This is a genomic window from Caballeronia sp. GAFFF2, from assembly GCF_023631485.1.
Lineage (GTDB): Bacteria > Pseudomonadota > Gammaproteobacteria > Burkholderiales > Burkholderiaceae > Caballeronia.
Genome location: NZ_JALQDA010000028.1, coordinates 81,850 through 107,140 on the forward strand (window position 1 = coordinate 81,850; position 25,291 = coordinate 107,140).

26 protein-coding genes are annotated in these 25,291 nt (G+C 62.3%); 14 read left to right on the forward strand and 12 right to left on the reverse strand.

What is annotated here, in order from left to right; genetic code table 11:
* Nucleotides 1-24: 24 nt before the first annotated feature.
* The 8 genes from NCT04_RS20850 to NCT04_RS20885 all read right to left on the reverse strand — a co-directional run bounded on the left by NCT04_RS20850 (nucleotide 25) and on the right by NCT04_RS20885 (nucleotide 7,905).
* On the reverse strand, nucleotides 25-942 hold the full coding sequence (locus NCT04_RS20850) for an MBL fold metallo-hydrolase (RefSeq protein WP_244828794.1): 918 nt from the start codon (nucleotides 940-942) through the stop codon (nucleotides 25-27).
* A gap of 11 nt (nucleotides 943-953) precedes the next feature.
* On the reverse strand, nucleotides 954-1,817 hold the full coding sequence (locus NCT04_RS20855; protein ID WP_250467528.1) for a quinoprotein dehydrogenase-associated SoxYZ-like carrier: 864 nt from the start codon (nucleotides 1,815-1,817) through the stop codon (nucleotides 954-956).
* Nucleotides 1,818-1,851: 34 nt separating this feature from the next.
* Nucleotides 1,852-2,778: a quinoprotein relay system zinc metallohydrolase 2 gene (locus NCT04_RS20860; protein WP_250467529.1), complete on the reverse strand. Its 927-nt coding sequence runs from the start codon at nucleotides 2,776-2,778 to the stop codon at nucleotides 1,852-1,854.
* Complete coding sequence (locus tag NCT04_RS20865) at nucleotides 2,775-3,749, reverse strand: LysR family transcriptional regulator (protein ID WP_250467530.1); 975 nt, start codon at nucleotides 3,747-3,749, stop codon at nucleotides 2,775-2,777. Before NCT04_RS20865 ends, NCT04_RS20860 begins: the two co-directional genes overlap by 4 nt.
* Nucleotides 3,750-3,815: 66 nt before the next feature.
* Entirely contained in the window at nucleotides 3,816-4,568 is a 753-nt protein-coding gene (locus tag NCT04_RS20870) for a hypothetical protein (protein WP_502800688.1), read from the reverse strand.
* Nucleotides 4,565-5,494 (reverse strand): substrate-binding domain-containing protein, encoded by a 930-nt coding sequence (locus tag NCT04_RS20875; RefSeq protein ID WP_250467531.1) that lies wholly within the window; start codon nucleotides 5,492-5,494, stop codon nucleotides 4,565-4,567. The genes NCT04_RS20870 and NCT04_RS20875 overlap by 4 nt, the downstream gene beginning before the upstream one ends.
* A gap of 57 nt (nucleotides 5,495-5,551) precedes the next feature.
* The gene (locus tag NCT04_RS20880; RefSeq protein WP_244828799.1) at nucleotides 5,552-5,965 is read right to left on the reverse strand and encodes a c-type cytochrome; all 414 of its coding nucleotides are present in this window, start codon (nucleotides 5,963-5,965) and stop codon (nucleotides 5,552-5,554) included.
* A 122-nt stretch (nucleotides 5,966-6,087) separates the two neighbouring features.
* The gene (locus NCT04_RS20885; RefSeq protein WP_244828800.1) at nucleotides 6,088-7,905 is read right to left on the reverse strand and encodes a methanol/ethanol family PQQ-dependent dehydrogenase; all 1,818 of its coding nucleotides are present in this window, start codon (nucleotides 7,903-7,905) and stop codon (nucleotides 6,088-6,090) included.
* A gap of 347 nt (nucleotides 7,906-8,252) precedes the next feature.
* Between NCT04_RS20885 and NCT04_RS20890 the strand changes: the two genes are divergently transcribed.
* From NCT04_RS20890 to NCT04_RS20930, 9 genes are all read left to right on the forward strand, one after another.
* Entirely contained in the window at nucleotides 8,253-8,627 is a 375-nt protein-coding gene (locus NCT04_RS20890; RefSeq protein WP_244828801.1) for a 4a-hydroxytetrahydrobiopterin dehydratase, read from the forward strand.
* An 83-nt stretch (nucleotides 8,628-8,710) separates the two neighbouring features.
* Nucleotides 8,711-9,760, forward strand: a complete 1,050-nt coding sequence (locus NCT04_RS20895; protein WP_250467532.1) for a beta-ribofuranosylaminobenzene 5'-phosphate synthase family protein — start codon at nucleotides 8,711-8,713, stop codon at nucleotides 9,758-9,760.
* 42 nt (nucleotides 9,761-9,802) lie between these two features.
* Entirely contained in the window at nucleotides 9,803-10,732 is a 930-nt protein-coding gene (locus NCT04_RS20900; protein ID WP_244828803.1) for an NAD(P)-dependent methylenetetrahydromethanopterin dehydrogenase, read from the forward strand.
* Nucleotides 10,729-11,901, forward strand: coding sequence for an ATP-grasp domain-containing protein (locus NCT04_RS20905; protein ID WP_250467533.1), 1,173 nt, complete (start codon nucleotides 10,729-10,731; stop codon nucleotides 11,899-11,901). The genes NCT04_RS20900 and NCT04_RS20905 overlap by 4 nt, the downstream gene beginning before the upstream one ends.
* The gene (gene mch / locus NCT04_RS20910) at nucleotides 11,898-12,896 is read left to right on the forward strand and encodes a methenyltetrahydromethanopterin cyclohydrolase (protein ID WP_250467534.1); all 999 of its coding nucleotides are present in this window, start codon (nucleotides 11,898-11,900) and stop codon (nucleotides 12,894-12,896) included. Before NCT04_RS20905 ends, mch begins: the two co-directional genes overlap by 4 nt.
* A 2-nt stretch (nucleotides 12,897-12,898) precedes the next feature.
* Nucleotides 12,899-13,846: an ATP-grasp domain-containing protein gene (locus tag NCT04_RS20915; protein ID WP_250467706.1), complete on the forward strand. Its 948-nt coding sequence runs from the start codon at nucleotides 12,899-12,901 to the stop codon at nucleotides 13,844-13,846.
* Nucleotides 13,839-14,675, forward strand: a complete 837-nt coding sequence (locus tag NCT04_RS20920) for a triphosphoribosyl-dephospho-CoA synthase (protein WP_250467535.1) — start codon at nucleotides 13,839-13,841, stop codon at nucleotides 14,673-14,675. Before NCT04_RS20915 ends, NCT04_RS20920 begins: the two co-directional genes overlap by 8 nt.
* A 168-nt stretch (nucleotides 14,676-14,843) precedes the next feature.
* Nucleotides 14,844-15,353, forward strand: coding sequence for a formaldehyde-activating enzyme (gene fae / locus NCT04_RS20925; RefSeq protein ID WP_244828807.1), 510 nt, complete (start codon nucleotides 14,844-14,846; stop codon nucleotides 15,351-15,353).
* A gap of 88 nt (nucleotides 15,354-15,441) precedes the next feature.
* Nucleotides 15,442-15,843, forward strand: a complete 402-nt coding sequence (locus NCT04_RS20930; protein WP_244828808.1) for a hypothetical protein — start codon at nucleotides 15,442-15,444, stop codon at nucleotides 15,841-15,843.
* A gap of 66 nt (nucleotides 15,844-15,909) precedes the next feature.
* Here NCT04_RS20930 and NCT04_RS20935 read toward each other — a convergent pair whose 3' ends face one another.
* Nucleotides 15,910-16,395, reverse strand: a complete 486-nt coding sequence (locus tag NCT04_RS20935; RefSeq protein WP_250467536.1) for a dihydroneopterin aldolase — start codon at nucleotides 16,393-16,395, stop codon at nucleotides 15,910-15,912.
* A gap of 323 nt (nucleotides 16,396-16,718) precedes the next feature.
* Here NCT04_RS20935 and NCT04_RS20940 point away from each other — a divergent pair, with 323 nt between their 5' ends.
* The 3 genes from NCT04_RS20940 to NCT04_RS20950 are packed head-to-tail and all read left to right on the forward strand — an operon-like array spanning nucleotide 16,719 to nucleotide 20,808.
* Entirely contained in the window at nucleotides 16,719-18,821 is a 2,103-nt protein-coding gene (locus NCT04_RS20940) for a sigma-54-dependent Fis family transcriptional regulator (RefSeq protein WP_250467537.1), read from the forward strand.
* Nucleotides 18,818-19,429, forward strand: coding sequence for a flavoprotein (locus NCT04_RS20945; RefSeq protein WP_250467538.1), 612 nt, complete (start codon nucleotides 18,818-18,820; stop codon nucleotides 19,427-19,429). The genes NCT04_RS20940 and NCT04_RS20945 overlap by 4 nt, the downstream gene beginning before the upstream one ends.
* Nucleotides 19,408-20,808, forward strand: a complete 1,401-nt coding sequence (locus tag NCT04_RS20950; RefSeq protein WP_250467539.1) for a DUF6513 domain-containing protein — start codon at nucleotides 19,408-19,410, stop codon at nucleotides 20,806-20,808. Before NCT04_RS20945 ends, NCT04_RS20950 begins: the two co-directional genes overlap by 22 nt.
* A gap of 1 nt (nucleotide 20,809) precedes the next feature.
* On the opposite strand, the gene NCT04_RS20955 is transcribed toward NCT04_RS20950, so the two are convergent.
* The gene (locus tag NCT04_RS20955) at nucleotides 20,810-21,361 is read right to left on the reverse strand and encodes a thioredoxin family protein (protein ID WP_244828813.1); all 552 of its coding nucleotides are present in this window, start codon (nucleotides 21,359-21,361) and stop codon (nucleotides 20,810-20,812) included.
* 93 nt (nucleotides 21,362-21,454) lie between these two features.
* Between NCT04_RS20955 and NCT04_RS20960 the strand changes: the two genes are divergently transcribed.
* Both NCT04_RS20960 and NCT04_RS20965 read left to right on the forward strand, forming a co-directional pair.
* Entirely contained in the window at nucleotides 21,455-21,709 is a 255-nt protein-coding gene (locus NCT04_RS20960) for a type II toxin-antitoxin system Phd/YefM family antitoxin (protein ID WP_250467540.1), read from the forward strand.
* Complete coding sequence (locus tag NCT04_RS20965; protein ID WP_250467541.1) at nucleotides 21,709-22,086, forward strand: type II toxin-antitoxin system VapC family toxin; 378 nt, start codon at nucleotides 21,709-21,711, stop codon at nucleotides 22,084-22,086. The genes NCT04_RS20960 and NCT04_RS20965 overlap by 1 nt, the downstream gene beginning before the upstream one ends.
* 59 nt (nucleotides 22,087-22,145) lie before the next feature.
* Here NCT04_RS20965 and fba read toward each other — a convergent pair whose 3' ends face one another.
* Entirely contained in the window at nucleotides 22,146-23,183 is a 1,038-nt protein-coding gene (fba, locus tag NCT04_RS20970) for a class II fructose-bisphosphate aldolase (RefSeq protein ID WP_244828816.1), read from the reverse strand.
* Between the two features lie 29 nt (nucleotides 23,184-23,212).
* Nucleotides 23,213-25,264 (reverse strand): transketolase, encoded by a 2,052-nt coding sequence (tkt, locus tag NCT04_RS20975; protein ID WP_250467542.1) that lies wholly within the window; start codon nucleotides 25,262-25,264, stop codon nucleotides 23,213-23,215.
* Nucleotides 25,265-25,291: the final 27 nt, after the last annotated feature.

A 25,291-nucleotide genomic window follows, 5' to 3' on the forward strand; every position in this document is an offset into this window, starting at 1 on the left:
GTGTTTGTCATGAACAACAGTGCGTTACTGCTTCTCCAACTGTAGATAAATACGTTGCACGTTCTGCGGCTGCGCTATGCCATAGAGCTTGTAGCCGCGAAAGGCGGGCAAGTCGACGGTATGCATGGCCTCGGTCAGTCCCATGCCGCTCCGATATGCGCGTCTGACCGCGCTGTCGAGTTCGCGCAGATAAAGGCCTGTCTGCATGATGTCGTCGTTGCTCAACGGCGGTCCGAACGCCGGAACGATAGTCTTCGATTCGAGTCCGCGCAGATTCTCCAGCGCCGCGAGCCAGCCATGAATGTCCTCGTTGCGCAGTTCGGGGATGCGCCCGTTCGAGATCAGACTACCCGCGAACAACACGCCGCTTTGCGTATCGAGCACGGCCAGATCGCCTGGCGTGCTTGCCGGTCCGAAGTGCAGCAATTGCAGCTTGCGATCGCCATTCACGACTTCCGTGGTGCCTTCCACCGTTCGGTCGGGAACCGTGACGCGCGAGCCTGCCATCTCGTCTTCACCGAGGGTCTTTCGCAGGTTCGCGAGACAGATTGGGCAACGTTCCCGGATCAACTGAGCCGTGCGGTAATGCGCGAGAATCGGCACGCCCTGATCGCGGAACGCCGCCGCGCCAAAAACGAACTCCGGTCCTTGATGCGTGATGATCACGAGCGTGACGGGTAGCGGCGTGACTTTGCGAATGGCTTCGATCATCGCGCGTCCGTAGCGGTACGAAGCTCCCGTATCGATTACCGTCACGCCGCTCGGTCCCACGATAAAGCCGTTGTTCGCGACCATGCCGTGATTCGCGGGCGCGACAGCATCGCCGTCACCGATAAACGCATACACGCCCGGCGCCACTGCGACGGGCGCGGGCATGCCGCTCATCGCCGCATGAACGACGGCGCAAAATGCGAGGAACAACGCACCGATGAGCGCACGCAAGCCGCGCCCCATCATTTCATGGCCGAGGTTTGCGTGCCCGATTGCGTCGTGATCGCAACCTCGCCGTCGAACCGCTTGTTCTTCGTGTCTTCAATAGCGACCTTCAATTCACCGTTTTCCGTCGGCAGAAAATAGAAGCGGAAGTTGGGGTTCTCGCTGATCGAGAAATTCACGTTGGCGGTCATCACGGGCTTGCCGCCATAAGTCACGGCAACCTTGCGCACGAAGTACGCGGTCGCATAGTTGCGCGTGACCTGATCCATCGCCATGCCGGTGCGATTAGGATGGCGCACCATCAATTGCGCGAGTTCGGGCTTGCCCGCAATAGGGGCGCCTTCCGCCTGCAAACGTACCTGACCCGCCGCGCGTTCGGCCGCGTCTTCGTCCTTGCCCGCAGGCGCGGAGCAACCACCCGATGCCTTGATGAAACGCACCGCGCTATACAGATGTCCATCGTTCGTTTCGGCGATGGCACGCATGAACGTGTAATCCTCTACCCGCACCCGTGTCTCGATGCTGGCAAGTCCGGAGTCTGGCGTGAACTCGAAAGAACCGGCGTAGGGCTCGGGATTTTCGTCGATGAAGAGATAAATCTTCTTGATGTAATGCGTGCTCGTCTGCGGAAACTGCGCGCTGATCGCAATGGGTACGACGGCGGCATCGGCGGCGCGTTTGGGTGCATCGAACTTGATGACGGCATCGCCTTTCGTGTCGATCGGCCGCCCTTTGAACGCGCCTTCCTTGAAGTCGAGCCAGCGCGCCACCTTGTCTGGATCGTCGTCGGGTTGCGCCGCATGCGAAGCGTAAGGCGCAAACATGGTGAGCGCCGCGACAAACCCTAAGCCTGCGCGTGCGCCAAGCCTGATCGTCTTCATGGTGTCCTCCTTTGCTGCAACGCGGCGTGCGCCGCTACTGCTCCCACTCCAGTTCAGCATAGACAGCGGTGACGTTGCGCGCGTGATAGGCATCGTAGAGCCGCCACTTGTCGCGCTCGCCGAGACCGATGGTATCCACGGCCTGCTGAATCGTTTCGCCGCGCTTGATGGCCGCACGCACATCGCGCGCCAAATTCGCGAGGTACTGTTGCTCGTCGTCGAGCGAGCGCGGATACGGCGCGTCCAGGTCGCCATGACCGGGTACGACATGCCGCGGATTCATCTGCTTAATGCGGGCGATATTGTCAAGCCAACCGGTCACGCTGCCATCCACCACGGGAATGCAATGCACGAAAAGCAGGTCGCCTAGCCACAGCGTGCCGCTCTTCTCATCGTATACCGTCATGTCGTTGTTGGTGTGCGCTGTTTTCCAAGTTTGCAGCGTGAGCGTGCGCCCGCCGAGATCGAGCGTGGACGTGCCGTCTATCGTCATCGTCGGTGCAATGATTTCGCTGCCGGTCGCTTCATCGCCCAGTTCGCGTTTCAGCGCACGCAGGTAGTTCTCCGCGCGCAATGCCTCCGCCTGCGCAAGCTTGGCGCTGCCCACGTATTGCGGATGGTCGTCCTTGAAGGCCGCATTCCCGAAGATATGATCCGGGTGCATGTGCGTATTGATCACGTAGCAGACGGGCAAGGGCGTCACCCTGCGCACCGCCGCGCGCAATGCGCGCCCTTCTGCGAGCGTGCCGCCGGTATCGACCACAGCCACACAACGCTCGCCGACGATGAAGCCGACGTTCGCAATATCGCCGCCGTTCGCAGGCGTGGCAAGCTCGTCGTGTCCGCGATGCACGTAGTTCCCCGGCGCGAGTTCCTTCACCGTAAGCGAGGCCTCTGCAAACGCAAGCGCCGATGCCGCGCACAGCACAAGGAACGCGGCGAAGCGTAAAGCAGCGCTCATCGGACCTTGTCCGCATCGGCGAGACGTTTTGTTCGGCGCAGGCCGAACTGTTCGTACTCGCGCTCGAGGAAAGGCTCGGCGTGTTCGAGAAGAAAGCGCCGAAACGCAAGGCACGTCGGCGAGAGTTGCTTCGAGCGCGAATGCACGAGTTGCCATGTACGTTCGACGGGCGTGCCATTCACGTCGAGCACGGCGATCTCACCCGTGCGCAATTCGAGCCCCAAGGTATGCAACGAAATGAGGCTCACGCCCATGCCCGCCATCACGGCCTGCTTAATGGTCTCGTTGCTGCCGAGCGTGACGCTGCGCGATGGCGTGAAGAGGTTCTGCCTAAACACATGCTCGGCAACGGCACGTGTGCCGGAACCAGATTCGCGCAGGAGGAAAGTATCGTTGGCAAGCTCCTGCAAATCGAAGCGTCGCGCAGTTTTCAGCGGATGCGAAAGCGGCGCGATGATCACATGCGGATGGTAAGCGAGCGGCTCTGCAGTCGTGCCAAGTTCGGGCGGCGGGCGGCCCATGATGGCAAGGTCGGTCGCGTTGTCCTGCAGGAGCCTCAACAAGGTCTCGCGATTACCGACCGAAAAACGCACATCGACCTTGGGAAACTGCTGCGAATACAGCGCGAGCAACTTGGGCGCGAAGTAAGTCGCGGAACTCACGATACTCACCGCAATCGATCCGCTGTCGGCTTGCGTAAGCGACATCATCGCGTCTTCGGCGTCCTTGATCTCACCGAGAATTCTGCTTGCATGATGCGAGAGGCGTTCGCCCGCTTCCGTCAGCGAGAGACGCCGCGCCACGCGTTCGAAGAGCGGCAAGCCGACCGCCTCTTCCAGTTGCCTGATCTGCATGGATACCGCGGGCTGCGTCAGATGCAGTTCCTCCGCTGCACGTGCGAAGCTCGGACAGCGCGTCGCTATCACGAAGATCTGCAACTGGCGCAAGGTGAGAGAGCGGATGAAGTTCACAGCGGCGTATCCGTGAGGCGTTCCTGAACGATTTAGCGGTTTGCCTCGGCGCTCGTGCAATCCACCTCAACGACTGGCCCGTGGCGCGTTGCCGACTTTTCCTCCCGGTGTAGCCATGTTCTTGAGCGCGCCCGAATAAGCGACCGTTTCCTTCTGCAGCGGATGCGCGAAGTCGTTCCCCGCGCCCGGCACTTCGGTGCGAATCAAGACGACGTGTCCGGGAACATCATCGGCAACGACGAAGGTGTAGCGCTTGTTCGTGTATTGCTGCAGACGTTCCGCATTGGGATCGTTGAGGAAGGGTTGAATGACGATCTGCTTCGCTTTCACGTTCCTGGCCAGCCCGAGCGCCTCGCCGGAAACAGGCGTAATCGCCGGGTTTGCCGCAAGCGCCAGTCTCACTCGCTGCTGAAAGTAGCGACGCTGGCCGCCCGTCAACTCCTGCATCTCCGTGATGTCATGCTCCAGGAAATAGATGATCACCGGATTGCACGGCAGCCCCCCTGGCACGTCCACATTGCCCGTGCGATCGGACACACGCGCATCGTTCTTCGTGTTGCCCTTGCTTACCACGAGCACGCGGACCGTGTCCTTGACCTTCGTTGGCGGCCCGGAAAAATCCACCGCATAGTCGAGCTCGGTTTGCTGATCCACGCCATCCAGATGCGGCTCCATGAACAGCAAGCGTTCGGCTGGCGCAATCTCGGTGGCAGGCGCGGAAGCAGGCGGTGTATCCGCCGCGAACGAGGCCGGCGGCATCAGAGAGATGAAGCCGCCAAGCGCGCAGGCGAGGGCAATACCTCGAATGTCAAACCTCATTGCGTGGAGGCCGGCTGCAGCGGCTGCAGCGGCAGCAACGGGACCTGATAGCTCGTCAGTATCTGATCGATCTTCGGCTGGTTCGACGCAATCCAGTTATCCACCTTGTCGCGCCATGCTTTTTCGCCGTAACGCACGCCCATCGAAATTTCATAATCGAAGCGAATGCCGGGTTGCGGTGCGAACGGCACGAGGCGCGCCTTGTTATCCGAGAGCTTCACGAAATAGCCTGCAATCGGGCCCCAGACGAAAGCGGCATCGACATTGCCTTGCGACAGATCATGCTCGATCATCTCGCCGGGAAAGGCATCGGGATCGCCGCTTTGCCCCTGATACGACACCGCCTGTTCGATCAGATTGTGTTGCAACAGCCAGTCAGTCGCGGGACTCTTCACGAAGATGCCGAGCTTCATCTTCTTCAACTGATCCGGCGGCAGATTCATGAGATCGGCCGGCGACTTGATGCTCGCGTACTCCGGCCGGTTCGGGAACACCATGGCATAGGTCGAGTGCAGATAAGGGCGCGTGGTCGCGGTGAGTTCATAACCTTTGGGCACGCCGATAATCAGATCGCACTTGAACTGATCCGTGCTCGGTGCCTTGTCGCGCAGCGTATTGCGCACGAATCCCATGCGTTGAGGATAAAACGTGTATTCGAGCTTGTAGCCGAAGTCGCTTGCCATCTGGCTTGCGATCTTGTTCTCGAAGCCTTCGCCCTTCTGATTCGACAAAGGCATGTTGTTCGGATCCGCGCACACGCGCAGCACGCCGTCCGCGCCGTCGTTGTTAGGCAAGTTCGGCGGCGGTGTACCCGCGCCCTGCGCGAAGACCGTTTGCGCCGTGAACGCGAGCAACGCCGCGCATACCGTGTTCGATACGGCCGGGAATCGGAACGAAGCGGCGCGGCTTCCATTACGATCTGACATCGATACCTCCGGGTTCAAATGCAACTTCATGCAACATCGGACAAGCAACGAACGCAATCACTTCGCATCGAGCGCTTGTAAATCGCCCGGATTGATCTTGCCGTCTGAGCGTCCCTTCAGATACGCAAAGAGATTCTCCCAGTTTTTCTGCATCATCTGGCTCGCGCTGAAATCGGGCATACCCTTATCCACGCGTCCGCCAAACACGGTGCGATGAAACTCGTTCTTGTCCAGCGTCTTGAAAGCATCGACGAGCGACGGGCCGACGAGACCCTCCTGCTTCGCCCCGTGACAACGTTCGCACGCGAGCGCGCGCCAGGTACGCCATCCTTGCAGCGTATCGGCATCGACCTTGTTGCCATCGACGACCTTGTACGCCACGGGCTTCATTTGTCCCGGACTCGTCTGGGCAAACGAAGCGCTGGACGCCGCGAGCGCAATCGACAGCAGCAAGAGTGATCGGCCTTTCATTCGCTTGTCTCCTTGAATATCTCGTATGTGGGGTGTTCGCGCGCGGCGGACTCCCTGACCGCCGCGCGTCATTACGCTTCGAATCGAACTAGTTGCAGGCTAACGAAACGGCTGATACGTAATCAGCCCGCGCTGCCCGGAATGGCAAACACGAAGAGCGTGCCGCCGAGTGCCGTGTACTTTGCAAGCTCACGATAGCCGCCCACCGCGCCCAGGCCTTCCGCCGACTTTTCGAGTCCCGCTGCCATGCCGATGCCGGCCCAGCCGCCGATGCCCGAATACACGCCGATGAACTGCTTGCCTTGGTATTGATAGGTGAACACGTTGCCGATGATCCCGGACGGCGTCTTGAACTTCCACAGTTCCTTGCCGTCCTTGATACGCACGGCCTTGATGTAGCCTTCGAGCGTGCCGTAGAACGCCACGCCGCCTGCGGTTGCGAGCGCGCCGGACCACACCGAGAACTTCTCCGTCTTGGACCATGCGATCTTGCCCTTCGACGCATCCCACGCGATGAAGTTACCCATCGCGCCGTTCTCGTTCGGACCAGGGAACATCGAGAGCGTGGCGCCGACGAACGGCTGACCCGACACGTAGTCGACCTGGAACGGCTCGTAGTCCATGCAGACGTGGTTCGTCGGCACGAGGAACAGGCTCGAATTCGGATCGAATGCGGCGGGTTGCTGGTCTTTCGAGCCCAACGCCGCCGGGCAGATGCCCTTGACGTTGTGATCGGGACCGGCTGCCTGCGTGGAGTAGCTGGCGTTACGAATCGGCAGGCCGCTCTTCAGATCGACGCTATTGGCCCAGTTCACCGCCGGGTCGTACTTCTGCGCCACGAGCAGTTCGCCGCTTTCTCGATTGAGCGTATAGCCGAAACCGTTACGGTCGAAGTGAACGATCGCCGGCGTCTTCTTGCCGTTGATGTTCAGGTCCGACAGGATCATTTCGTTGACGCCGTCATAGTCCCACTCGTCGTGAGGCGTCATTTGATAGACCCACTTCGCCTTGCCGGTATTCAGGTCGCGCGCGAAGATCGACATCGACCATTTGTTGTCGCCGGGTCGTTGCGTCGGGTTCCACGTGCCGGGGTTGCCTGTACCGTAGTAGACAAGGTTGAGCTTCGGGTCCCATGCATACCAGCCCCATGTGGTCCCGCCGCCATACTTCCACTGATCGCCCTGCCAGCTCTTGAGCGACGAGTCCGCACCGATGGGCGCCATCTTGCCGTCGGTCCAGGTCATCGTTTGCTGCGGGTCCATCAGCATCTCATTGTCGGGCCCGGTGCTGTAGGCCTTCCAGACTTCCTTGCCGTCCTTGATGTTGTAGGCAATGAGCCGGCCGCGAACACCGAACTCGCCGCCGGAGATGCCCGTCAACACCTTGTCGCCGAAGACGTGCGGCGCGTTGGTGTTGGTTTCGCCTTTCTTCGCATCGCCGTTTTGCGCGGTCCATACGACGTCGCCGGTCTTGGCGTCGAGCGCGACGAGCTTCGTGTCGGCTTGCTGCAGGAAGATCTTGCCGTCGCCATATGCGAGACCACGGTTGACCGTATCGCAGCACATCACCGAGATGACCTGATTGTCTTGCTTCGGCTGGTATTGCCAGATGAACGTCTGGTCCTTCAGACTGATGGCGATAACCTTGTTGGGAAACGGCGAATGGATATACATCGTGTCGCCGATGACGAGCGGCGAGCCTTCATGGCCTCGCAGCACACCGGTGGACATGGTCCAGGCAACCTGTAGCTTGCCGACGTTGTTCTCGTTGATTTGCTTGAGCGTGCTATAGCGGTGATTGGAATAATCGCCCGCTTGCGCCGCCCAGTTCGAAGGATTCTTGATTGCGGTGTCGAGTTGCGAATCAGCCTGCGCCACGTACGAATTGAGGCCTGCCGTTGCGACCACCGCCAGTCCAAGAACCAGGGTGCGTAAGTTCATGTCTCCTCCAGAATGATGATGCCTCCGACCCGGGAATGACCACGCTACCGTTTGCATCGTGCGCGCCTTCTGAATGCAGGTAACGAGATTCGCTTGTGCCCCGGTACATTGCCGGGATCTTGCGTGACCGGGCATTTGCATATTCCATGCCGGTTTGCGAACGCTTGTTTTGTGGCGTGCGAATGGCGGCGTGCGACACATACTGTGTCAAATACGCGAAAGGCTTCATGTGATGGAACAGCAACGCTTGCTCAGGTGTCACATGACGCGTCGCAGCATTGCGCAGCGCCGCTTCACGATCAACGCACGCGGCGCATACTCGGTGTTTTCCATAAGGAGGCAACGTCATGGCTCAAGCAGAGAAGGTCTACTCGGATGAAGAGGTGCGGGAACGGCTTACGGGTCCGCTCGCGCATTGGTATCTCGAGGACGGATGGCTCAGGCGCAAGTTCAAGACCGAGAGCTGGAAGGGCACGCTCATGGTCGTCAATACGGTCGGGCATCTTGCCGAAGCGGCCTGGCATCATCCCGACCTGACCGTCTCTTATGCGTTCGTCGTGGTCAAGCTCAAGACGCATTCGGCGAAGGGCATTACCGACAAGGACTTCGCGCTCGCCACGCGTATCGAAGACGTGGTGCAGTGGCAGCCAGGCAAGGAAGACGGTCCGCTCGACGGCACGCCATCCGACGATCAACGCTTCCGCTATATCAAGTACGACTAGCCCGGCCACGCGGCGCGTGCAGTCTTGGTATAACTTTTGCCTAACAGGGAAGCCCAAAACCCCCTGAAGGAACACGAGCCGCGATGCCAAACTCACCCCGACGCTTATCGCCTTTACCGGCGATCACGGTCGAAGCACCCGCGCGCCTGCATCTCGGCTTCCTCGATCCGAACGGCTCCTCAGGCCGCGCCTTCGGCAGCCTCGGGCTCGCGATAGAAGGACACGGCACGCGTCTCACCGCGCGCATCGCTCATGGCACGCGGCAGCAGACGGCGCAGATAGAAGGCCATGTCACGGAAGCGCAGAAAGAGCGTATCGCTCATTACCTTCAGCAATTGCAGGCGGCGCTCAATGAACCGCGTGCCGTCGATATAGACGTACACGAAGCACCGCGCTCGCATACGGGCCTCGGCTCGGGCACGCAGCTCGCCCTGACGCTCGGCACCGCCTTCGCACGAGCAACCGGTCACAACGGAACAAACACCACGGACATCGCGCGCATACTCAAACGGGGCGCGCGCTCCGGCATCGGCATTCATGGCTTCGATCACGGCGGCCTCATTCTCGACGGCGGCCGCGACGTGCGCCACGCATCCGCGAATACGTTGCCGCCGCTGATCTCGCGCCAGGCCTTCCCCGATGACTGGCGCGTGCTTCTGATCGACGACACCTCGCGCGAAGGTCTGCACGGTGACGAAGAAAGGCGCGGACTTGCCGCACTCGATCCCTTCCCTGAAACACTCGCCGCGCATCTCAGTCATCTCGCGCTGATGCGCATCCTGCCCGCCGCCGCCGAAAGCGACTTCGACACCTTCGCCGACGCCATCAGCGACTTGCAGCAGACCATCGGCGAATACTTCGCGCCCGTGCAAGGCGGCGTGTTCGCAAGCCCCGCCGTGGCGCGCGCGCTCGAAGCCGTCGCCGCCGAGCAGAAGGCCGGCATCGGGCAGACGTCTTGGGGACCGGTCGGCTTCGCGTTCGTCGCAAGCGCGCAGGACGCCGAACGCGCACTCGCGACCGCGCAACGCGTGACGCTTCGCGCACCCCTCACCTTTTCCATCGCTACCGGCCGCAATCGCGGCGCGACATGGCGTGCCGCCAACCGCCGCGAGCAAGGCGCGGATGCTGCCTGAACCTGCGTTCATCAATTCCAAATCGACCACGAGTCCATCGACATGTCCGAAGCTTTCGAAAGACCTTATGTGCTCCACATGTTCACGAGCACGCCGCAGATGAGTCCGTTCGATGTCAACATGGCGGCCGATGCCGGCTATCAGATCGTCGTGCCTTACTGCAATGTCGATGAAGATATCGTCGTGCAACTCACGCAGGATGCGATCTTTTCACGCGGACCGAAGGGCGTATCGCGCACGGGCATCTTCATAGGCGGACGCGATGTCATGCTCGCCGCCGACATGCTCGAAAAGGCGCGTCAGGCGATGGTCCCGCCCTTCGAGGTCTCTGTCTTTACCGACCCATCGGGCGCCTACACCACGGCCGCCGCGCTCGTCGCGCTCGCGGAAAAACATCTGAAGGCCGTGCATGGCGTCGATCTCGGCGGCAAGCGCGTCTTGATACTCGGCGGCACGGGCGCGGTGGGACGCGTCGCGGCCGCGATGGCCGCATCGCTCGGTGCGGATGTCGTCGTCGCGAGCCATTCGAGCCAGTCCCGCGCGACCCAGGTGAGCGACGAGATCAACCGGCGCTTCGACATTGCCACGTCCGGCGTTGCGACCGGCACGCCCGAGCAATTGCATCGCGAACTGGGGCGTGCGGAAGTCGTCTTCGCCACCGCAGTTGCAGGCGTGCAGGTGATGAGTGCCGCCGATCTCGCGCATGCCAAGAACCTGCTGATCGCGGCGGACGTCAACGCGGTGCCGCCCGAAGGCATCGCGGGCGTCAACGTGATGGACAACGGCAAGCCGCTCGCGGGCGCGGCACGCGCGGACGCCATCGGCATCGGCGCGCTCGCCATTGGCAACGTGAAGTATCAGGCGGAGCATCGGCTCTTCTTGCGCATGCGTACCGGCGGCAAGCCCGTGTATCTCGGCTATCCCGAAGCATTCGACGAAGCGCGCGCGGTCGTCGCGGGGCTCGGCTCATGATCCATCCCGTTGCAGCGCGTGCGCCACGCGTCGCCGTGGCGGGGCTTTCAGCCCGGCTGCTCGCGCAATCCGCCGCGCGTGCCGGGCTCAACGTCGTGGCGCTCGATATCTTCGGCGACCGCGACACGCGCGAGAACTCGGGCATGTGGTTCGATATCGGAGGGGATGGCTTGTCGATAGACCGCACCCGTCTTTTCGATGCGCTCGAATGCGCCGCGCGTCTGCCGCGCATGCTGGGGCTCATCGTGACGAGCGGGCTCGAACCGCTCGCGAATGAACTGAGCCGCATGCCGCATATGCCGCGCTTCATCGGCAATGGCGTGGAAGCGGCCGCGGTGCGCGACCCGCGCCGCTTCTTCGCGCTGCTCGACGACGCGCAGATCGCGCATCCGGCAGTGCGCTTCGACAGGCCCGCCGATGCGCGCGGCTGGCTCATGAAGCGTTCGGACGGCTGCGGCGGCACGCATATCGAATGGGCGGAACACGCTGACAACGCTCCCGCCGATGCCTATTTTCAGCGTCTCGCGCAAGGCCGTTCGATGTCCGCGCTCTTCGTCGCGGCGCGTCGCGAAGCGGCGATCATTGGCTTCGCGGAACAGTTGAGTATCGAAACGGGGCGTCTGCCTTTCGTGCACGCGGGTTCGCTCGGGCCGATCGCATTGCCGCCAGGGATAACCGAGCGCATCGTTGCCGCCATCGAAACCATCGTGTGGAAGACCGGCTTGACGGGACTCAACAGCATCGACTTTCTGCTCGATGACGACACGTTTCAAGTCCTCGAAGTGAACACACGCCCCTCCTCGACGATGGCGCTCTACGAAGCCGCATGGCCCGATGAATGGCCGCGCGGATTGATCGGCGCGCATCTCGACGCATGCCTGCACGGCGCGTTGCCGCGTTCGGCGCTTGCATCGTCGCGAACGCCGGCGTCGATAGCGGGCCAGCGCGTGGTCTTTGCACCCGCGTCGTTTACCGTGTCGCGCCTCTTCAGCGATGCGTGTTTCGAAGACCCCGCGTGTCACGACGTGCCGCTCACCGGCGCGCGCATCGAAGCGGGCATGCCGGTCTGCACGGTCACCGCAGCCGCGCCCACGCTCGACGCCTTGCGCAATGCACTGACAAATGAAAGCGCGCGGCTTCTGCAACGCATCGACTCATACTGCCCATGACTTCATCGAATCAACTCAGCGTCAACGCATCGAGCGCGAGGCTCGTGGATCGCCTGATCGACGACGCCGCGCGCTTGCGGGTGGAAGTCACGCGCACGCCGGCTGGCACCGTTATCGTCGATGCTGGCGTGAACGCCGCAGGCAGCGCCGAAGCGGGCCTCTTGATCGCGCGTATCTGCATGGGCGGGCTCGGGCGTGTCGAGTTGCGCAGCGCTTTCGATGCCGCGCCTTCCTGGCCGAGCTATATCGAAGTGCAGACCTCGAACCCCGTGCTCGCGTGTCTCGGCAGTCAGTACGCGGGCTGGAGTCTTTCGGCGACGAAGGAACAAACGGGCGGCAAGAAATTCTTCTCGCTCGGCTCGGGGCCAGCGCGCGCGCTTGCAGGCAAGGAGCCGCTCTTCGACGAACTCGCGTATCGCGACCATCACGAACGCGGCGCGCTCGTCATGGAAGTGGACCGCTTGCCACCGCAGATCGTCATCGACAAAGTACTCGCGGATTGCGGGCTCGCGGCGGACAAGCTCGTCATCGCGGTCACGCCGACGCAGTCTGTGGCGGGCACGGTGCAAGTCGTTGCACGCGTGGTGGAAGTGGCGCTCCATAAGACGCATGTGCTGGGCGTGGACCTGAGCGAGATCGTGGAAGGCAGCGGCACCGCGCCCTTGCCGCCGCCCTCGCCCGACGCCATTCAGGCGATGGGCCGCACCAACGACGCCATTCTCTACGGAGGCCGCGTGCATCTCACCGTCAGGAGCGATGCCGTGGCGAAGCGCCTTGCCGCCGAGTTGCCTTCGGCGAATGCGCGCGATTACGGGCGTCCCTTCGCGGAAATCTTCACGTCGTTCAACTACGACTTTTATCAGATCGATGGCGCGCTCTTCGCGCCCGCCGAAGCGTGGGTATCGAGCCTAGATAGCGGCGCGACCTATCGCGGCGGCAAGCTCGATCAGGCGCTGCTCGATGCGCAATGGCGCGGCAAGAAGGACGCGGCATGACGATGGTATCGCGCGTCGCCATCATGACCGACGAAACCGGCTGGCACACGGGCCGGCTGAAGAAGGCGTTCCGCGCGCGCGGCGTCGAGGCGCGTTGCGTCGATCTCGCGGATTGCCGTATCGACACCACCTGGCCACCGTTCGGCCTCGCGATTCCCGGCTTCGGCCACGCCCTGCCCGATGCGGTATTCGTGCGCGGCATCGCGGGCGGAACCTTCGAGCAGGTCACGTTGCGGCTCGGCATTCTGCATGCGCTGCGCGAATGCGGCGTGCCGGTCTATAACGACGCCCGCGCGATCGAGCGCAGCGTGGACAAGTCGATGACGAGCTTTCTGCTCAACCGCTACGGCGTGCCGACCCCGGCCACATGGGCCGGCGAATCCACGGCGCATGCGCAACGCGTGTTGATGCGCGAGGCGGCTGCGGGCAGGCAGGTCGTCATCAAGCCGCTGTTCGGCTCGCAAGGCAAGGGCTTGAAACGGCTCGGCGCGCGCTCGCGCGGGCAGGCGTGCGCGCCGTTGCCATCGCTCAAGCCTTTTAGTCAGGTCGCATATCTTCAGCGTTATGTCGATAGCGGCGAGCCCGGTTTCGACTGGCGCGTGCTCGTGATCGGCACACAGGCCGTGGCCGCGATGAAGCGCGTGGGCGGCGAGGACTGGATTCATAACTTCGCGCGCGGTGCACGCTGCGAGCCCGCCGAACTCACGCCCGCGCTCGCGGAAACGGCGGTGCGCGCAACCGCTGCGCTCGGCCTGGATTACGCGGGCGTCGATCTCATCGCGCCGGAAGGCGGCCGGCCGCTCGTGCTCGAAGTGAACGGCGTGGCGGCGTGGCGCGGGCTGCAATCGGTGACATCGCTCGATATCGCCGCGCTGCTCGTCGACGATCTGCTCGACCGCAAGCTCGCGGCATCGAAAGGAAACCTCGCGCGGGCGAGCGGCGATGCCTGAGCTTCATCACATCAAAGCGGCTTTTCTGCGCGCATGCCGGCTCGATGTGGAAACGCGCAAACCGGGCAACGTGAGCACGGCGAGCGCCGGACACGGAATGATCGCGAGCCAGTTCGTCGAAAGCGCTCAAGCGGCTGCAATCGGCTTGTTCGAGCCGAATGCAAGCGTCGGCACGCGCATTCTCGAAGCGGTGCGCCGCAGTTTCGACGTTGCAGGCTGCAATACGAACCTCGGCATCGTGCTCTTGTGCGCGCCGCTGTGCGTGGCTTTCGAAGAAGCCGCTCCACGCGATATCGCCGCTTGGCGCACTGCAACGCAAAGCGCGCTGCATGCGCTCGACATGGAAGACGCGCGCCTCGCTTACCGCGCGATTGCGCTGGCCAATCCGGGCGGCCTCGGCGACGCGCCGGAACAAACCATCCACGCCGCGCCTACTATTGACCTGCGCGCGGCGATGACGCTTGCCGCCGACCGCGACAGCATCGCGCGGCAATACGCCAATGGCTTCGCCGATATCTTCGATACCGTCCGATTGATCGATGCATCGACGGCACAGGAAGCCATGCTCGACGCGTTCCTCATCTTCCTGCGTTCATGGCCCGATTCGCACATAGTGCGCAAGCTCGGCGCGGCGATGGCGCAAAGTGTCACGCGCGATGCAGCTTTACATCACGACCGATGGCGCGCCGAAGGAAGTTTTCACGACTGCCCCGAATTCGACTCGTGGGACGCCGAACTGAAGGCGCGCGGCATCAACCCCGGCACGAGCGCGGACCTCGCGGTTGCAACCTTGTTCGTGGCGCTCGCGATGGGCGCGTTTGCCGATTGATTTGCACGAAGCGCGCCGGTCGCGGACAAAAATTGGCACGGAACATGTTAGGAACTTCGCGTTTATGCAGTCCGCTTTGCGCGGTGCGAACGCCTTGAGACGGGTTTGAGGATCGTGCTTCGGGAGCGAGTCAGACGTCCCTAGAAACAAATCCATTGGAGGAAGAGCATGGCCAAGATCAACCGCGTTCTGGTAGGAGAGTCGCTCGTCGGCGATGGCAACGAAGTCGCTCACATCGACTTGATCATCGGACCGCGAGGTTCCGCTGCCGAGACCGCGTTCTGCAACGCGCTGACCAACAACAAGGACGGCTTCACATCGCTACTCGCCGTGGTCGCACCGAATTTGCTGACCAAGCCGAACACCATTCTCTTCAACAAGGTCACGATCAAGGGCGCGAAGCAAGCCGTGCAGATGTTCGGCCCGGCGCAGCATGCGGTGGCGCTCGCGGTCGCCGACAGCGTGGAGGACGGCACCATTCCCGCCGACGAAGCCGACGACCTTTTCATCTGCGTCGGGGTTTTCATCCACTGGGAAGCGGATGACGACAAGAAGATTCAGGAGTACAACTACAAGGCAACCAAGGAAGCTCTCCAGCGTGCGGTGGCGGGCGAGCCCAAGGCTTCGGAAGTCGTTTCGAAGAAGGGATCGGCGGCGCATCCGTTCGCAGCGAACTGATCGTCTGTCGTGGCCGGCGCGGGGCTTACATCCGCGCCGGCTGCTTTCGAATCAAACATGAATCACGGATGAATACGAGGCTTATCGCATGACCCCACGTTGCTGCGCGTTGACGGTGCTCACTTGCCTCTCGCTCGCTTCGCCGCTTTCGTTCGGCGCGACGGCCGCGGCCAAGGACGGTGCTTCCGCTTCGCGACATGATTATCCGACCGAGGGACGCGTCGAATACGTGCTCGGCTGCATGGACGACAACGGCCACGACTTCGCCAACGTCTACAAGTGCTCCTGCGCCATCGACAAGATCTCCCAGAGCCTCACCTACGACGATTTCGTCGAGCAGATGACGTTCTCCAAGTACGCCTCGCTTGGTGGCGAAGGCGGCGGCGAGTTTCGCGTGGATCGCGCCAAGGCACAGACGAAGAAGTACCGCGAGCTTCAGAAGGACGCATTCAAGGCTTGCGGAATCGTGCAGAAGGCGGCGGCTCGATAAGCCGGTTCAGCCGTTTCATGCAGATGCTGCCGGTGTCGTCAGTGACGCACCGGCAAGACTCGACGCTCATTCCGGCATATAGCCGCGCCCGATCCACGCGAGACTCACGCCGCCACGCGGCGATGCCGTCGCCGCGCTCCGCCGCCTTTCGATGACGACGCCCACCGCTTCGACATCCTCGAACTTGGCCGGCTTTTCGAGCGATACCCTCACCCAATGCGCGCCGAAGTCCGCGATCACGCGCTGCGCGATCTGTTCGGCGAGCGCTTCGAGCAACTGCACATGGTGCGCTGCCAGGAGCCCGAGAATCGCCTCCCGCACCGCAGCATAATTGATTGTATCTTCGATACGATCCGTGACGCACGCGCGCAGCGAGGGCACGCCGATCGCGAGATTCATGCGCACCGGCTGCGGGTCGTGCAGTTCGCTCTTGTCGATGCCGATCACCGTCTGGCCCGTGAGTCCCTCGATATAGACGATATCCATGTGAGCCCCACGGGATGCATCGGCGTCCGCCTGAATGGCGTCGCGAATCGGTTCGAATTTGCCCATATCGTCGTCTCCGGAACGGCATCGAAAAATCTGTAAGCTCCAAGCAAGAAGCGGGCAAGAACGCTTAAACCAATGCGACTACTTATTGAACCAATGCGTCAGAGCATGTAAAGTTTTTGAGAACCGTGCTGGCCGACTGAAGGCAATCGGGCACTACGGCCACGAGGCGCGCGCGTGCGGTTATCGGCAAATACAAGTACCAATAGAGTAGCGAGACCCGCAGCGCCAGCGGAAAACACAACAGATTCGACTTTCGACGGCTGTGCCGTACGCGTAAACACGTACGAGCGCAGCCGGAACGGACGTCACGGAGACACGGCCCCATGTCGTTGCTAGCAGACGTAGATACGCATGTCAGGGAAGTGCTGAATATCGTGAACAATCCGCTGGCGTCACGCCGCACCAGCGCTTCGGTCGCGCAATCGTGGACGCGCTGCCTGACGGAGTTCAGGCTCGACCCCGGCCATTTCGTCATGCCACCCGTGCTCACGCAGCGCGAACTCACCGAGCGCCGCGAGGCCGCGAGCGATCTCATCGCGTGCTCGAAGCTGGAGATGACGACGCTTTATCAGCAACTGGCCGATCCCGAACTCGCTGTCGTACTCGTCGATGCGGACGGCGTGATCGTTCATCAGGTGTCCTCGGTGCCGTTCGGCGAGGCCGTCGCCGCCGATGGCTTGCGCGTGGGCGCCGTGTGGAGCGAGCGCGAAGCCGGCACCAACGGCATGGGTACGTGTCTGATCGAGCGCGACTGCATTGCCGTGTGCCAGCACGAGCATTTCTATCCGCGCTATACGTCGCTCACGTGTTCGGCCGCGCCGATCTTCGACGATCGCGGCACGGTGGTCGGCGTGCTCGATGTCACGAGCCGCTCGAAGCTCCTGCAGCAGCATTCGCTGGTGCTCGTCGGCATGTCGCGGCAGATGATCGAAAATCGTTTGATCGATGCGCGCTACCGTCACGCGAACATGATTCATTTTCATAGCCGGCCGGAATTCGTCGGCACGCTGCACGCGGGCAAGCTCGCTGTCAGCGACGACGGCGTGGTGCTCGCCGCGAGCCGCAGCGCGCTCTTTCAGCTCGACCTGCGTTCGCCTGCGGAGTTGTACGGCAAGCGCATCGAGGAAGCGTTCAACGCATCGCTCGAAGACATGATCGCGCGCAGCATTCGCGGCTCGTTTCATCCGGTGACCGTGTACAGCGCGAAGGCCAACACGCGCTTTTTCCTGACCGCGCAGACGCCGCGCGAAGGCATGCGCGACACGAGCCGCATTCTCCTGAACGATCCCGTCACGCGCGATTCTTCCGCGCCGGGATCGCGCGTAAGAGCGCCAAAACGCGATGCCCAGGATGTCCGCGACGTTCGTGATGGTGCGAGCTTCGGCGCGGGCCGCCTCGACAAACTCTCGCATCTGGAATTCGGCGATCCGCGCATGGCTTCGCAGATTCAGCTTGCGGCGCGCGTGATCCAGCGCAAGATTCCGATCATCTTGCGCGGCCAGACCGGCACCGGCAAGGAAGTGTTCGCCAATGCGCTGCACAGCATCAGCCCGAACGGGTCGGGTGCGTTCGTCGCGGTGAACTGTGCATCGTTGCCGGAGAATCTCATCGAGAGCGAGTTGTTCGGGTATCGCGCGGGCGCTTTCACCGGCGCGCAGCGCGAAGGCCGGCGCGGCAAGATCGTGCAGGCCAATGGCGGCACGCTGTTTCTGGATGAAATCGGCGACATGCCGCTCGCTCTGCAAGCGCGTCTCTTACGCGTACTGGAAGAGCACGAGGTGACGCCGCTCGGTGCTGAAACCACCGTGAAGGTGGACTTTCAGCTCATCAGCGCGAGCCATAGAAACCTGATCGAACTCGTGCAGACCGGCCTCTTTCGCGAGGATTTGTACTATCGGCTGAACGGGATCGAGATCAATCTGCCGCCGTTGCGCGAACGGGCCGATGCGCTCGCGCTCATCTGCCATATCCTCGAAACGGAAACGTCCGAGCCGCCTTCATTGAGCGTCGAAGCGCGGCAGGCGCTGCTGAGTTATGCGTGGCCCGGCAACATCCGGCAGTTGCGGCATGTGCTGCAAATGGCGATTGCGTTGTGCGACGGTCCCGAGATTCGCTGCGCGCATCTGCCGCCGGAAATCGTCAACGGTGTGTCGGCGCAGACCGCGACGCAAAGCGCGCCGCGCACGCCGAATGTCGCCGCTACGTTCGCGCATCTCACCGAAGACGCCGATACGTCCACGCTCAACGCCATTCAGTTGCGTGAGCGCGAGACCGTGCTGCAATTGCTCGACGAACATCGCTGGAACGTGAGCAACGTGGCGAAGGTGCTCGGCATCAGCCGCAACACGTTGTACCGGAAGATGCATCGTCTGCATATCAGGTTGTCGCACGACTCGCCCAACGCAGCGGATCAAGCCGACGCATGACGGAACGGTCCAGCGAACCCACGCCCGCGCGCCGGCTCGACGAATTCAAAGCCGACGCGCGCTTTGCGTGGTGCGTCACGGGCTCCGGCCATATGCTCGAGGAATCCATCGAGCTTGCGCTGCGCTTGCCGGGCGTCGACATGTTCTTGTCGTCCGCGGGCGAGGAAGTGCTGCCGCTCTACGGCTGGACCCTCGCGAAACTGCGCGAACGCTTTCGCGTGTTTCGCGATAACAGCGCGAGCAGCGTGCCCGTCGGCATGCTATATCAGGGCGACTATCACACCGTCGTGATCGCGCCCGCAACGAGCAACACCGTCGCCAAGTGCGCGTTCGGCATCTCCGATACGCTCCCGACCAATCTCTTCGCGCAGGCCGGTAAGCAGTGTGTGCCGGGCATCGTGTATGCATGCGATACGGAACCGAGCGTCATCACGCATGCGCCGCGTCAATGGGTCGAACTGCGGCCGCGCGCCATCGAATTCGGCAACGTCGAACGGCTTGCGCGCTTCGAACTCACGACGGTCGCGCGCACGCTCGACGACTTGCGCCGCGCTCTCGATCAACGGTTATCCGAACTGAAGCTCGCATGGAACACATCGTCTTCCTGACCGGACGGCTCGCCGAGCGCAGTCTTCATCAGGTGCTGGAAGGCATCGCACCGACTTCGAATCAGGACTCGCCATTTTCGTGGGAAGTGCGCGAAATCGGCTTGCAGGTCGCGGGGCTGATGACGGCCGACATGATCCGCCGGCGCGTGGTGCCACCGCTCACCGAAGGCACGCACCGCGTGATCGTGCCCGGCCGATGCCGTGGCGACCTCGACATGCTCTCCGCGCATTTCGGCGTGAAGGTCGAGCGCGGTCCCGAGGAAGTCAAGGACTTGCCGCAGTTCTTCGGCCGCGAGGCGCGAAAGGTGGATCTCTCGCGTTACGAGACGGAAATTTTCGCGGAGATCGTCGATGCGCCGCGTCTCGATCTCGCTGGCATCGCGGCACGCGCGCTTGACTATCAGGCTCAGGGCGCGAATGTAATCGATATCGGTTGCCTGCCCGCGACGCCGTTTCCGCATCTGGAAGATGCGGTAACGATGCTCAAGGAACGCGGTTTTCGCGTAAGTGTCGATTCCATGCTCACCGATGAACTCGTGCGCGGCGGACACGCGGGCGCCGATTACGTGATGAGTCTAAATGTGGATACGTTGTGGGTCGCCGACGAAGTGGCATCGACGCCGATACTCGTGCCGCGCGAACCGCTCGACGTGGCATCGCTCGATGCGGCCATCGACATCATGCAGCAACGCGGCCGTTCGTTTCTCGCCGATCCGATTCTCGATCCGATCCCGTTCGGGCTCGCGGCATCCATTGCGCGCTATGTAGGCCTGCGAGAACGCTACGCCGATGTGCCGATCATGATGGGCGTCGGCAACGTGACCGAGTTGACCGAGGCGGACACGAGCGGCATCAACGCCGTGCTGTTCGGCATGGCGGCGGAGTTGCGCGTCGCGGCCGTGCTGACCACTTCCGTGAGTCTGCATGCCCGCCGCGCCGTGCGTGAAGCCGATGTCGCGCGGCGCGTGATGCATGCGGCGCGTGAGACACAGACCTTGCCGAAGGGCATATCGAGCGACTTGTCGGCGCTGCATTCGAAGCGGCCGTTTCCTTATAACGCCGAGGAGATCGGCGCGCTCGCGGCGGCGGTGCGCGACCCCAACTTTCGCGTGCAGGTTTCCGCCGATGGCATTCACGTCTACAACCGCGACGGGCATCGCCTTGCAATCGATCCGTTCGCGCTTTATCCCGATCTCAAACTCGAAGCCGATGGCGGACACGCGTTCTACATGGGCGTGCAACTCGCGCGGGCCGAGATCGCGTGGCAACTCGGCAAGCGCTTCGATCAGGATCAGCCGCTCGATTGGGGATGCGAGGTAGATCGGCCCGAAGAGGACTTGAGCGCGTGGCATGCGCCCGGGCCCACCAAAAAACGCTGAGTCACGACGCTTTCCATTTGATCGAGCAGCCGAGCGCGGGGAGTTGCAGAGCCTGTGTGGTGCCATGGACCGCGATGTCGCGCATGGCTTCGTAGAGATCGCGGCGCGCATCGGGCAACGGTTCCTTGCGCGATGCATCGATTCTGCCGCGATAGCGCAGCTTCAGCTCATGGTCGAAACCGAAGCATTCCGGCGTGCAGACGGCGCCGTATGCATGCGCGACTTGCTGCGTTTCATCGAAGAGATACGGGAACGGCAGGCGTTGATCTTCGGCGAGGCGCACCATGGCGTCGAAATCGTCGTCGGTGTAGACGCTTGCATCGTTCGAGTTGATGCCGACGACGTTCACGCCTGTTTCACGTAGCTGGATGGCGTCGCGGATGAGGCCTGGCAACGCAGCTTTCACATACGGGCAGTGATTGCACATGAACACGATGACGAGGCCGCGCTCGCCCTTGAGACTGTCGAGCGTGCGGGTCGTGCCGTCGGTGGCGATGAGCGCGAAAGTCGCGGCATCCGCGCCCGGTTCGCCCGGCGGAGATTCGGTCGGCATGAGGTTGCTCCCAATTGGCTGTTCGGCATATCGACGAGGCGTTTCAAACCGTCTAGCATGTTGAAACGCTAACTTAGTTATCCGGAGCACAACATGATGCACACCGTCAGCATTGAATATGCTAAAGCTAACTTTTCGCAACTTATTGAGCTGGCGCTAAAGGGGGAAAGGGTTGAAATACAAGACGACTCGGGCCCGTCCTTTACGCTCAGCTGCATTCGTCGAGTCAAGGGCAGGAGGATTGGCATCGCGAAGGGACTCATCTCGCAAGAAGAGGTCGATGCGATAACCGAAGCGTTGCTTGCGCCGCTGCCCAACGACATACTCGCCGCGTTCGAGGGCCGGTAATGCGACTGTTGCTCGATACGCACATCTATGTCTGGTCCGTGACCGAAGACCGACGGCTTCCAAAGAAGGCACGCAGTCTGATCGAAGATGCAACTGAAATCTACGTCAGTTCCGCAAGCATCTGGGAACTGGCTATCAAAGCCGCTCGCGGCAAGCTTGAACCGCGTGTGCAGCAAATCCTCAACGGAGTGGATGACCTTGCTTATGCCGAACTTACCGTGAGTCATATGCATGCGCTTGCAGTACGTGACCTACCGCTTTTTCACTACGATCCCTTTGATCGTCTGCTGGTCGCGCAAGCTGCGAGCGAGCTTCTGCGATTGATTACCTCCGATCGACTTCTCTCGCCGTACCACGACTGCGTCACCGTCGTTTGATCGGTCTCTGCTTTGGTTGAGAGCCAAAGCAGAGACTATTCACGCAACTGACCAGCCCCTCAGTGATACCGCCTCGCCATAGCCTCCAACGCCATCGGCTTGATCCTCGCCGCTTGCCCCGCGCACCCGAACGCCTCGAACCGTTCGATACATAAGTCCCTCGCCGCCGCCGTCGCCGCCTTCAAAGCGTGACGCGGATCGAACTCCGAGCGCGCCGATGCCATCGCGCGACGCATCGCGCCCGTCATCGCAAGGCGAATGTCCGTGTCGATATTGACCTTGCGCACGCCATTCGCAATCCCGCGCCGTATCTCCTCGACCGGCACGCCGAACGTCGAACCAATCTCGCCGCCGTGCTCGCGTATCACCGTCAGCCACTCCTGCGGCACCGAAGACGAGCCATGCATCACGAGATGCGTATCCGGAATGCGCGCGTGTATCTCGGCGATGCGGTCTATCGCGAGAATATCGCCCGTCGGCTGACGGCTGAACTTGTAAGCGCCGTGCGACGTGCCAATGGCAATCGCCAGCGCATCGATGCCCGTCGCTTCGACGAAGGCGCGCGCTTCATCGGGATCGGTGAGCAAGCGGTCGTGACTGAGCGCGCCCTTTGCGCCCACGCCGTCCTCTTCGCCCGCAAGGCCCGTTTCGAGCGAACCCAGGCAGCCCAGTTCCCCTTCCACCGATACCCCGACCGAATGCGCCGCATCCACCACGCGGCGGCTGACTTCGACGTTGTAGTCGTAGTCCGCAGGCGTCTTCTGGTCCGGCATGAGCGAGCCGTCCATCATCACGGACGTGAAGCCGGAACGGATCGCCTGCTGACACACCGAAGGGCTCGCGCCGTGATCCTGGTGCAGCACCACCGGAAGCTCCGGATGCGCCTCGATGGCCGCCAGCACCAGATGCCGCAGATACGTCTCGCCCGCATACTTGCGCGCGCCCGCCGACGCCTGCAGGATCACCGGGCTTTGCGTCGCCTCGGCGGCCTGCATGATCGCGTGCACCTGCTCCATGTTGTTGACGTTGAACGCAGGCACGCCGTAATCGTGCTCGGCCGCGTGGTCGAGCAATTGTCTCAATGCGATAAAAGCCATCGTCATGTCTCCGTTGGCGGGAATAGAAATCAGGCAGCGACGCGCTTCGCTTCATCGACTAGCGCTTCCGTCGTCACACCGAAATGCGCGAACAGTTCGCTCGCAGGTGCGGACTCGCCGAACCGGTCGATGCCGATCACACCGCCCTGCAAACCAACGTACTGCCGCCAGAATCCGGTCACGCCCGCTTCTATTGCCACGCGCGGCACGCCCTCGGGCAGCACGCGCTCGCGCCACACCTGACACTGCCGGTCGAACACGGTGGTGGACGGCATCGACACCACGCGCGCCAAGATGCCTTGCGCCTTCAGCGGCTCGACCGCCGCGAGCGCCAGCGACACCTCCGAACCGGTCGCCATCAACACGACGCGGCGCGCATCGCGTTCGCTCGTCGGTGGCCAGTCAACGAGCACATAACCGCCGCGCTCTATACCATCGATCTGCGCTTCATCGCGCGGCACGAAAGGCAGGTTCTGCCGCGACAGCAAGAGACACGAAGGCCGGTCGCGCTCGACCGCGCTGATCCACGCCTGCGCCGTCTCGACCGTATCGCACGGGCGCCAGACATCGAGACCGGGAATCATGCGCAACGTGGCGGCGTGCTCGATAGGCTGATGCGTCGGGCCGTCCTCGCCAAGGCCGATCGAATCGTGCGTAAAGACGAACACCGCGCGCGTCTTCATCAACGCGGCCATGCGCAAGGCGTTACGCGAGTAGTCGGAGAACGTGAGGAACGTGCCGCCGAACGGCAGATAGCCTTTATGCAGCGCCACGCCGTTCAGCACCGCGCTCATGCCGAATTCGCGCACCCCGAAATGGATATAGTTGCCCGCAATGCCATCTTCACCGTTCGATACGACGTCTTTCGCGTCCTTCCATCGCGTGAGATTGGAGCCCGTGAGATCCGCCGATCCGCCGAGCAGTTCAGGCAGCGCGCGCGCGAGTCCTTCGATGGCCATCTGCGATGCCTTGCGTGTCGCGACCGTCTGACCGGCGCGGTCGGCATCGCGCACGAGTGCATGCGCGGAATCGCGCCAATTCGCGGGCAACGCGCCGCGCGCACGGCGTTCGAACTCCGCCGCTTCATCCGGATACACGCGGCGATAAGCCTGCAGACGCGCGTTCCAATTCTCTTGCGCCGCCGCGCCCGCTTCGCGCGCATTCCAGCGTTCGCGTATCGAAGCGGGAATTTCGAATGGCGCATGCGGCCAGTCGAGCGCGCGCCGCGTCGCTTCGACTTCTAGCGTGCCGAGCGGCGCGCCGTGGACATCGTGCGTGCCGGACATCGCCGGGGAGCCCTTGCCGATCACGGTCTTGCAACAGACGAGCGTCGGCTTCGTCGATACGCGCGCCTGCTGCAGCGCATGCGAGACCGCATCGGCGTCGTGGCCATCGACTGCGCGCAGCACGTTCCATCCGTAAGCGGCGAAGCGTTGCGGGGTGTCGTCGGTGAGCCAGCCCTGCACATGACCGTCGATGGAGATGCCGTTGTCGTCGTACAGCACGACGAGCTTGTTCAGACCCAATGTGCCCGCAAGCGATGCCGCTTCGTGCGAAATGCCTTCCATTAGACAGCCATCGCCCGCGAAAACATACGTGCGATGATCGACGATCTCATGCCCCGGCCGATTGAACTCGCGCGCAAGCAAAGCCTCGGCGAGCGCCATGCCGACCGCATTCGCGAGTCCTTGCCCGAGTGGTCCCGTCGTGGTTTCGACACCGGGCGTCACGCCCACTTCCGGATGTCCCGGCGTCTTGCTGCCCATCTGCCGGAAGCGTTTCAGTTCTTCTATCGGCAAGTCGTAGCCGGTGAGATGCAGGAGCGCATAGAGCAGCATGGAACCATGACCATTCGATAAAACGAAGCGGTCGCGATCCGGCCAGTCGGGGTCCGCGGGATTGTGCTTCAGATGACGGCCCCACAGCGCGACGGCAATCTCCGCCATGCCCATCGGCATGCCGGGATGTCCCGAGTTCGCTTGCTGGACCGCATCGACCGCGAGCATGCGCAGCGCGTTGGCCATCTGTCGAATGTCGGGTGTGTGACGCGCTTTGGGCAAAGCTTCAGCGACGGCGCTCATGAGCGGCCTCCTTCGATGCAATGGTGG

Coding starts and splice junctions, on each gene's coding strand:
- NCT04_RS20855 (WP_250467528.1), bottom strand. CDS start 1,817: ATGAAGACGATCAGGCTTGGCGCACGCGCAGGCTTAGGGTTTGTCGCG.
- NCT04_RS20860 (WP_250467529.1), bottom strand. CDS start 2,778: ATGAGCGCTGCTTTACGCTTCGCCGCGTTCCTTGTGCTGTGCGCGGCA.
- NCT04_RS20870 (WP_502800688.1), bottom strand. CDS start 4,568: ATGAGGTTTGACATTCGAGGTATTGCCCTCGCCTGCGCGCTTGGCGGC.
- NCT04_RS20875 (WP_250467531.1), bottom strand. CDS start 5,494: ATGTCAGATCGTAATGGAAGCCGCGCCGCTTCGTTCCGATTCCCGGCC.
- NCT04_RS20880 (WP_244828799.1), bottom strand. CDS start 5,965: ATGAAAGGCCGATCACTCTTGCTGCTGTCGATTGCGCTCGCGGCGTCC.
- NCT04_RS20885 (WP_244828800.1), bottom strand. CDS start 7,905: ATGAACTTACGCACCCTGGTTCTTGGACTGGCGGTGGTCGCAACGGCA.
- NCT04_RS20890 (WP_244828801.1), top strand. CDS start 8,253: ATGGCTCAAGCAGAGAAGGTCTACTCGGATGAAGAGGTGCGGGAACGG.
- NCT04_RS20895 (WP_250467532.1), top strand. CDS start 8,711: ATGCCAAACTCACCCCGACGCTTATCGCCTTTACCGGCGATCACGGTC.
- NCT04_RS20900 (WP_244828803.1), top strand. CDS start 9,803: ATGTCCGAAGCTTTCGAAAGACCTTATGTGCTCCACATGTTCACGAGC.
- NCT04_RS20905 (WP_250467533.1), top strand. CDS start 10,729: ATGATCCATCCCGTTGCAGCGCGTGCGCCACGCGTCGCCGTGGCGGGG.
- mch (WP_250467534.1), top strand. CDS start 11,898: ATGACTTCATCGAATCAACTCAGCGTCAACGCATCGAGCGCGAGGCTC.
- NCT04_RS20915 (WP_250467706.1), top strand. CDS start 12,899: ATGGTATCGCGCGTCGCCATCATGACCGACGAAACCGGCTGGCACACG.
- NCT04_RS20920 (WP_250467535.1), top strand. CDS start 13,839: ATGCCTGAGCTTCATCACATCAAAGCGGCTTTTCTGCGCGCATGCCGG.
- fae (WP_244828807.1), top strand. CDS start 14,844: ATGGCCAAGATCAACCGCGTTCTGGTAGGAGAGTCGCTCGTCGGCGAT.
- NCT04_RS20930 (WP_244828808.1), top strand. CDS start 15,442: ATGACCCCACGTTGCTGCGCGTTGACGGTGCTCACTTGCCTCTCGCTC.
- NCT04_RS20935 (WP_250467536.1), bottom strand. CDS start 16,395: ATGGGCAAATTCGAACCGATTCGCGACGCCATTCAGGCGGACGCCGAT.
- NCT04_RS20940 (WP_250467537.1), top strand. CDS start 16,719: ATGTCGTTGCTAGCAGACGTAGATACGCATGTCAGGGAAGTGCTGAAT.
- NCT04_RS20945 (WP_250467538.1), top strand. CDS start 18,818: ATGACGGAACGGTCCAGCGAACCCACGCCCGCGCGCCGGCTCGACGAA.
- NCT04_RS20950 (WP_250467539.1), top strand. CDS start 19,408: ATGGAACACATCGTCTTCCTGACCGGACGGCTCGCCGAGCGCAGTCTT.
- NCT04_RS20955 (WP_244828813.1), bottom strand. CDS start 21,361: ATGCCGACCGAATCTCCGCCGGGCGAACCGGGCGCGGATGCCGCGACT.
- NCT04_RS20960 (WP_250467540.1), top strand. CDS start 21,455: ATGATGCACACCGTCAGCATTGAATATGCTAAAGCTAACTTTTCGCAA.
- NCT04_RS20965 (WP_250467541.1), top strand. CDS start 21,709: ATGCGACTGTTGCTCGATACGCACATCTATGTCTGGTCCGTGACCGAA.
- fba (WP_244828816.1), bottom strand. CDS start 23,183: ATGGCTTTTATCGCATTGAGACAATTGCTCGACCACGCGGCCGAGCAC.
- tkt (WP_250467542.1), bottom strand. CDS start 25,264: ATGAGCGCCGTCGCTGAAGCTTTGCCCAAAGCGCGTCACACACCCGAC.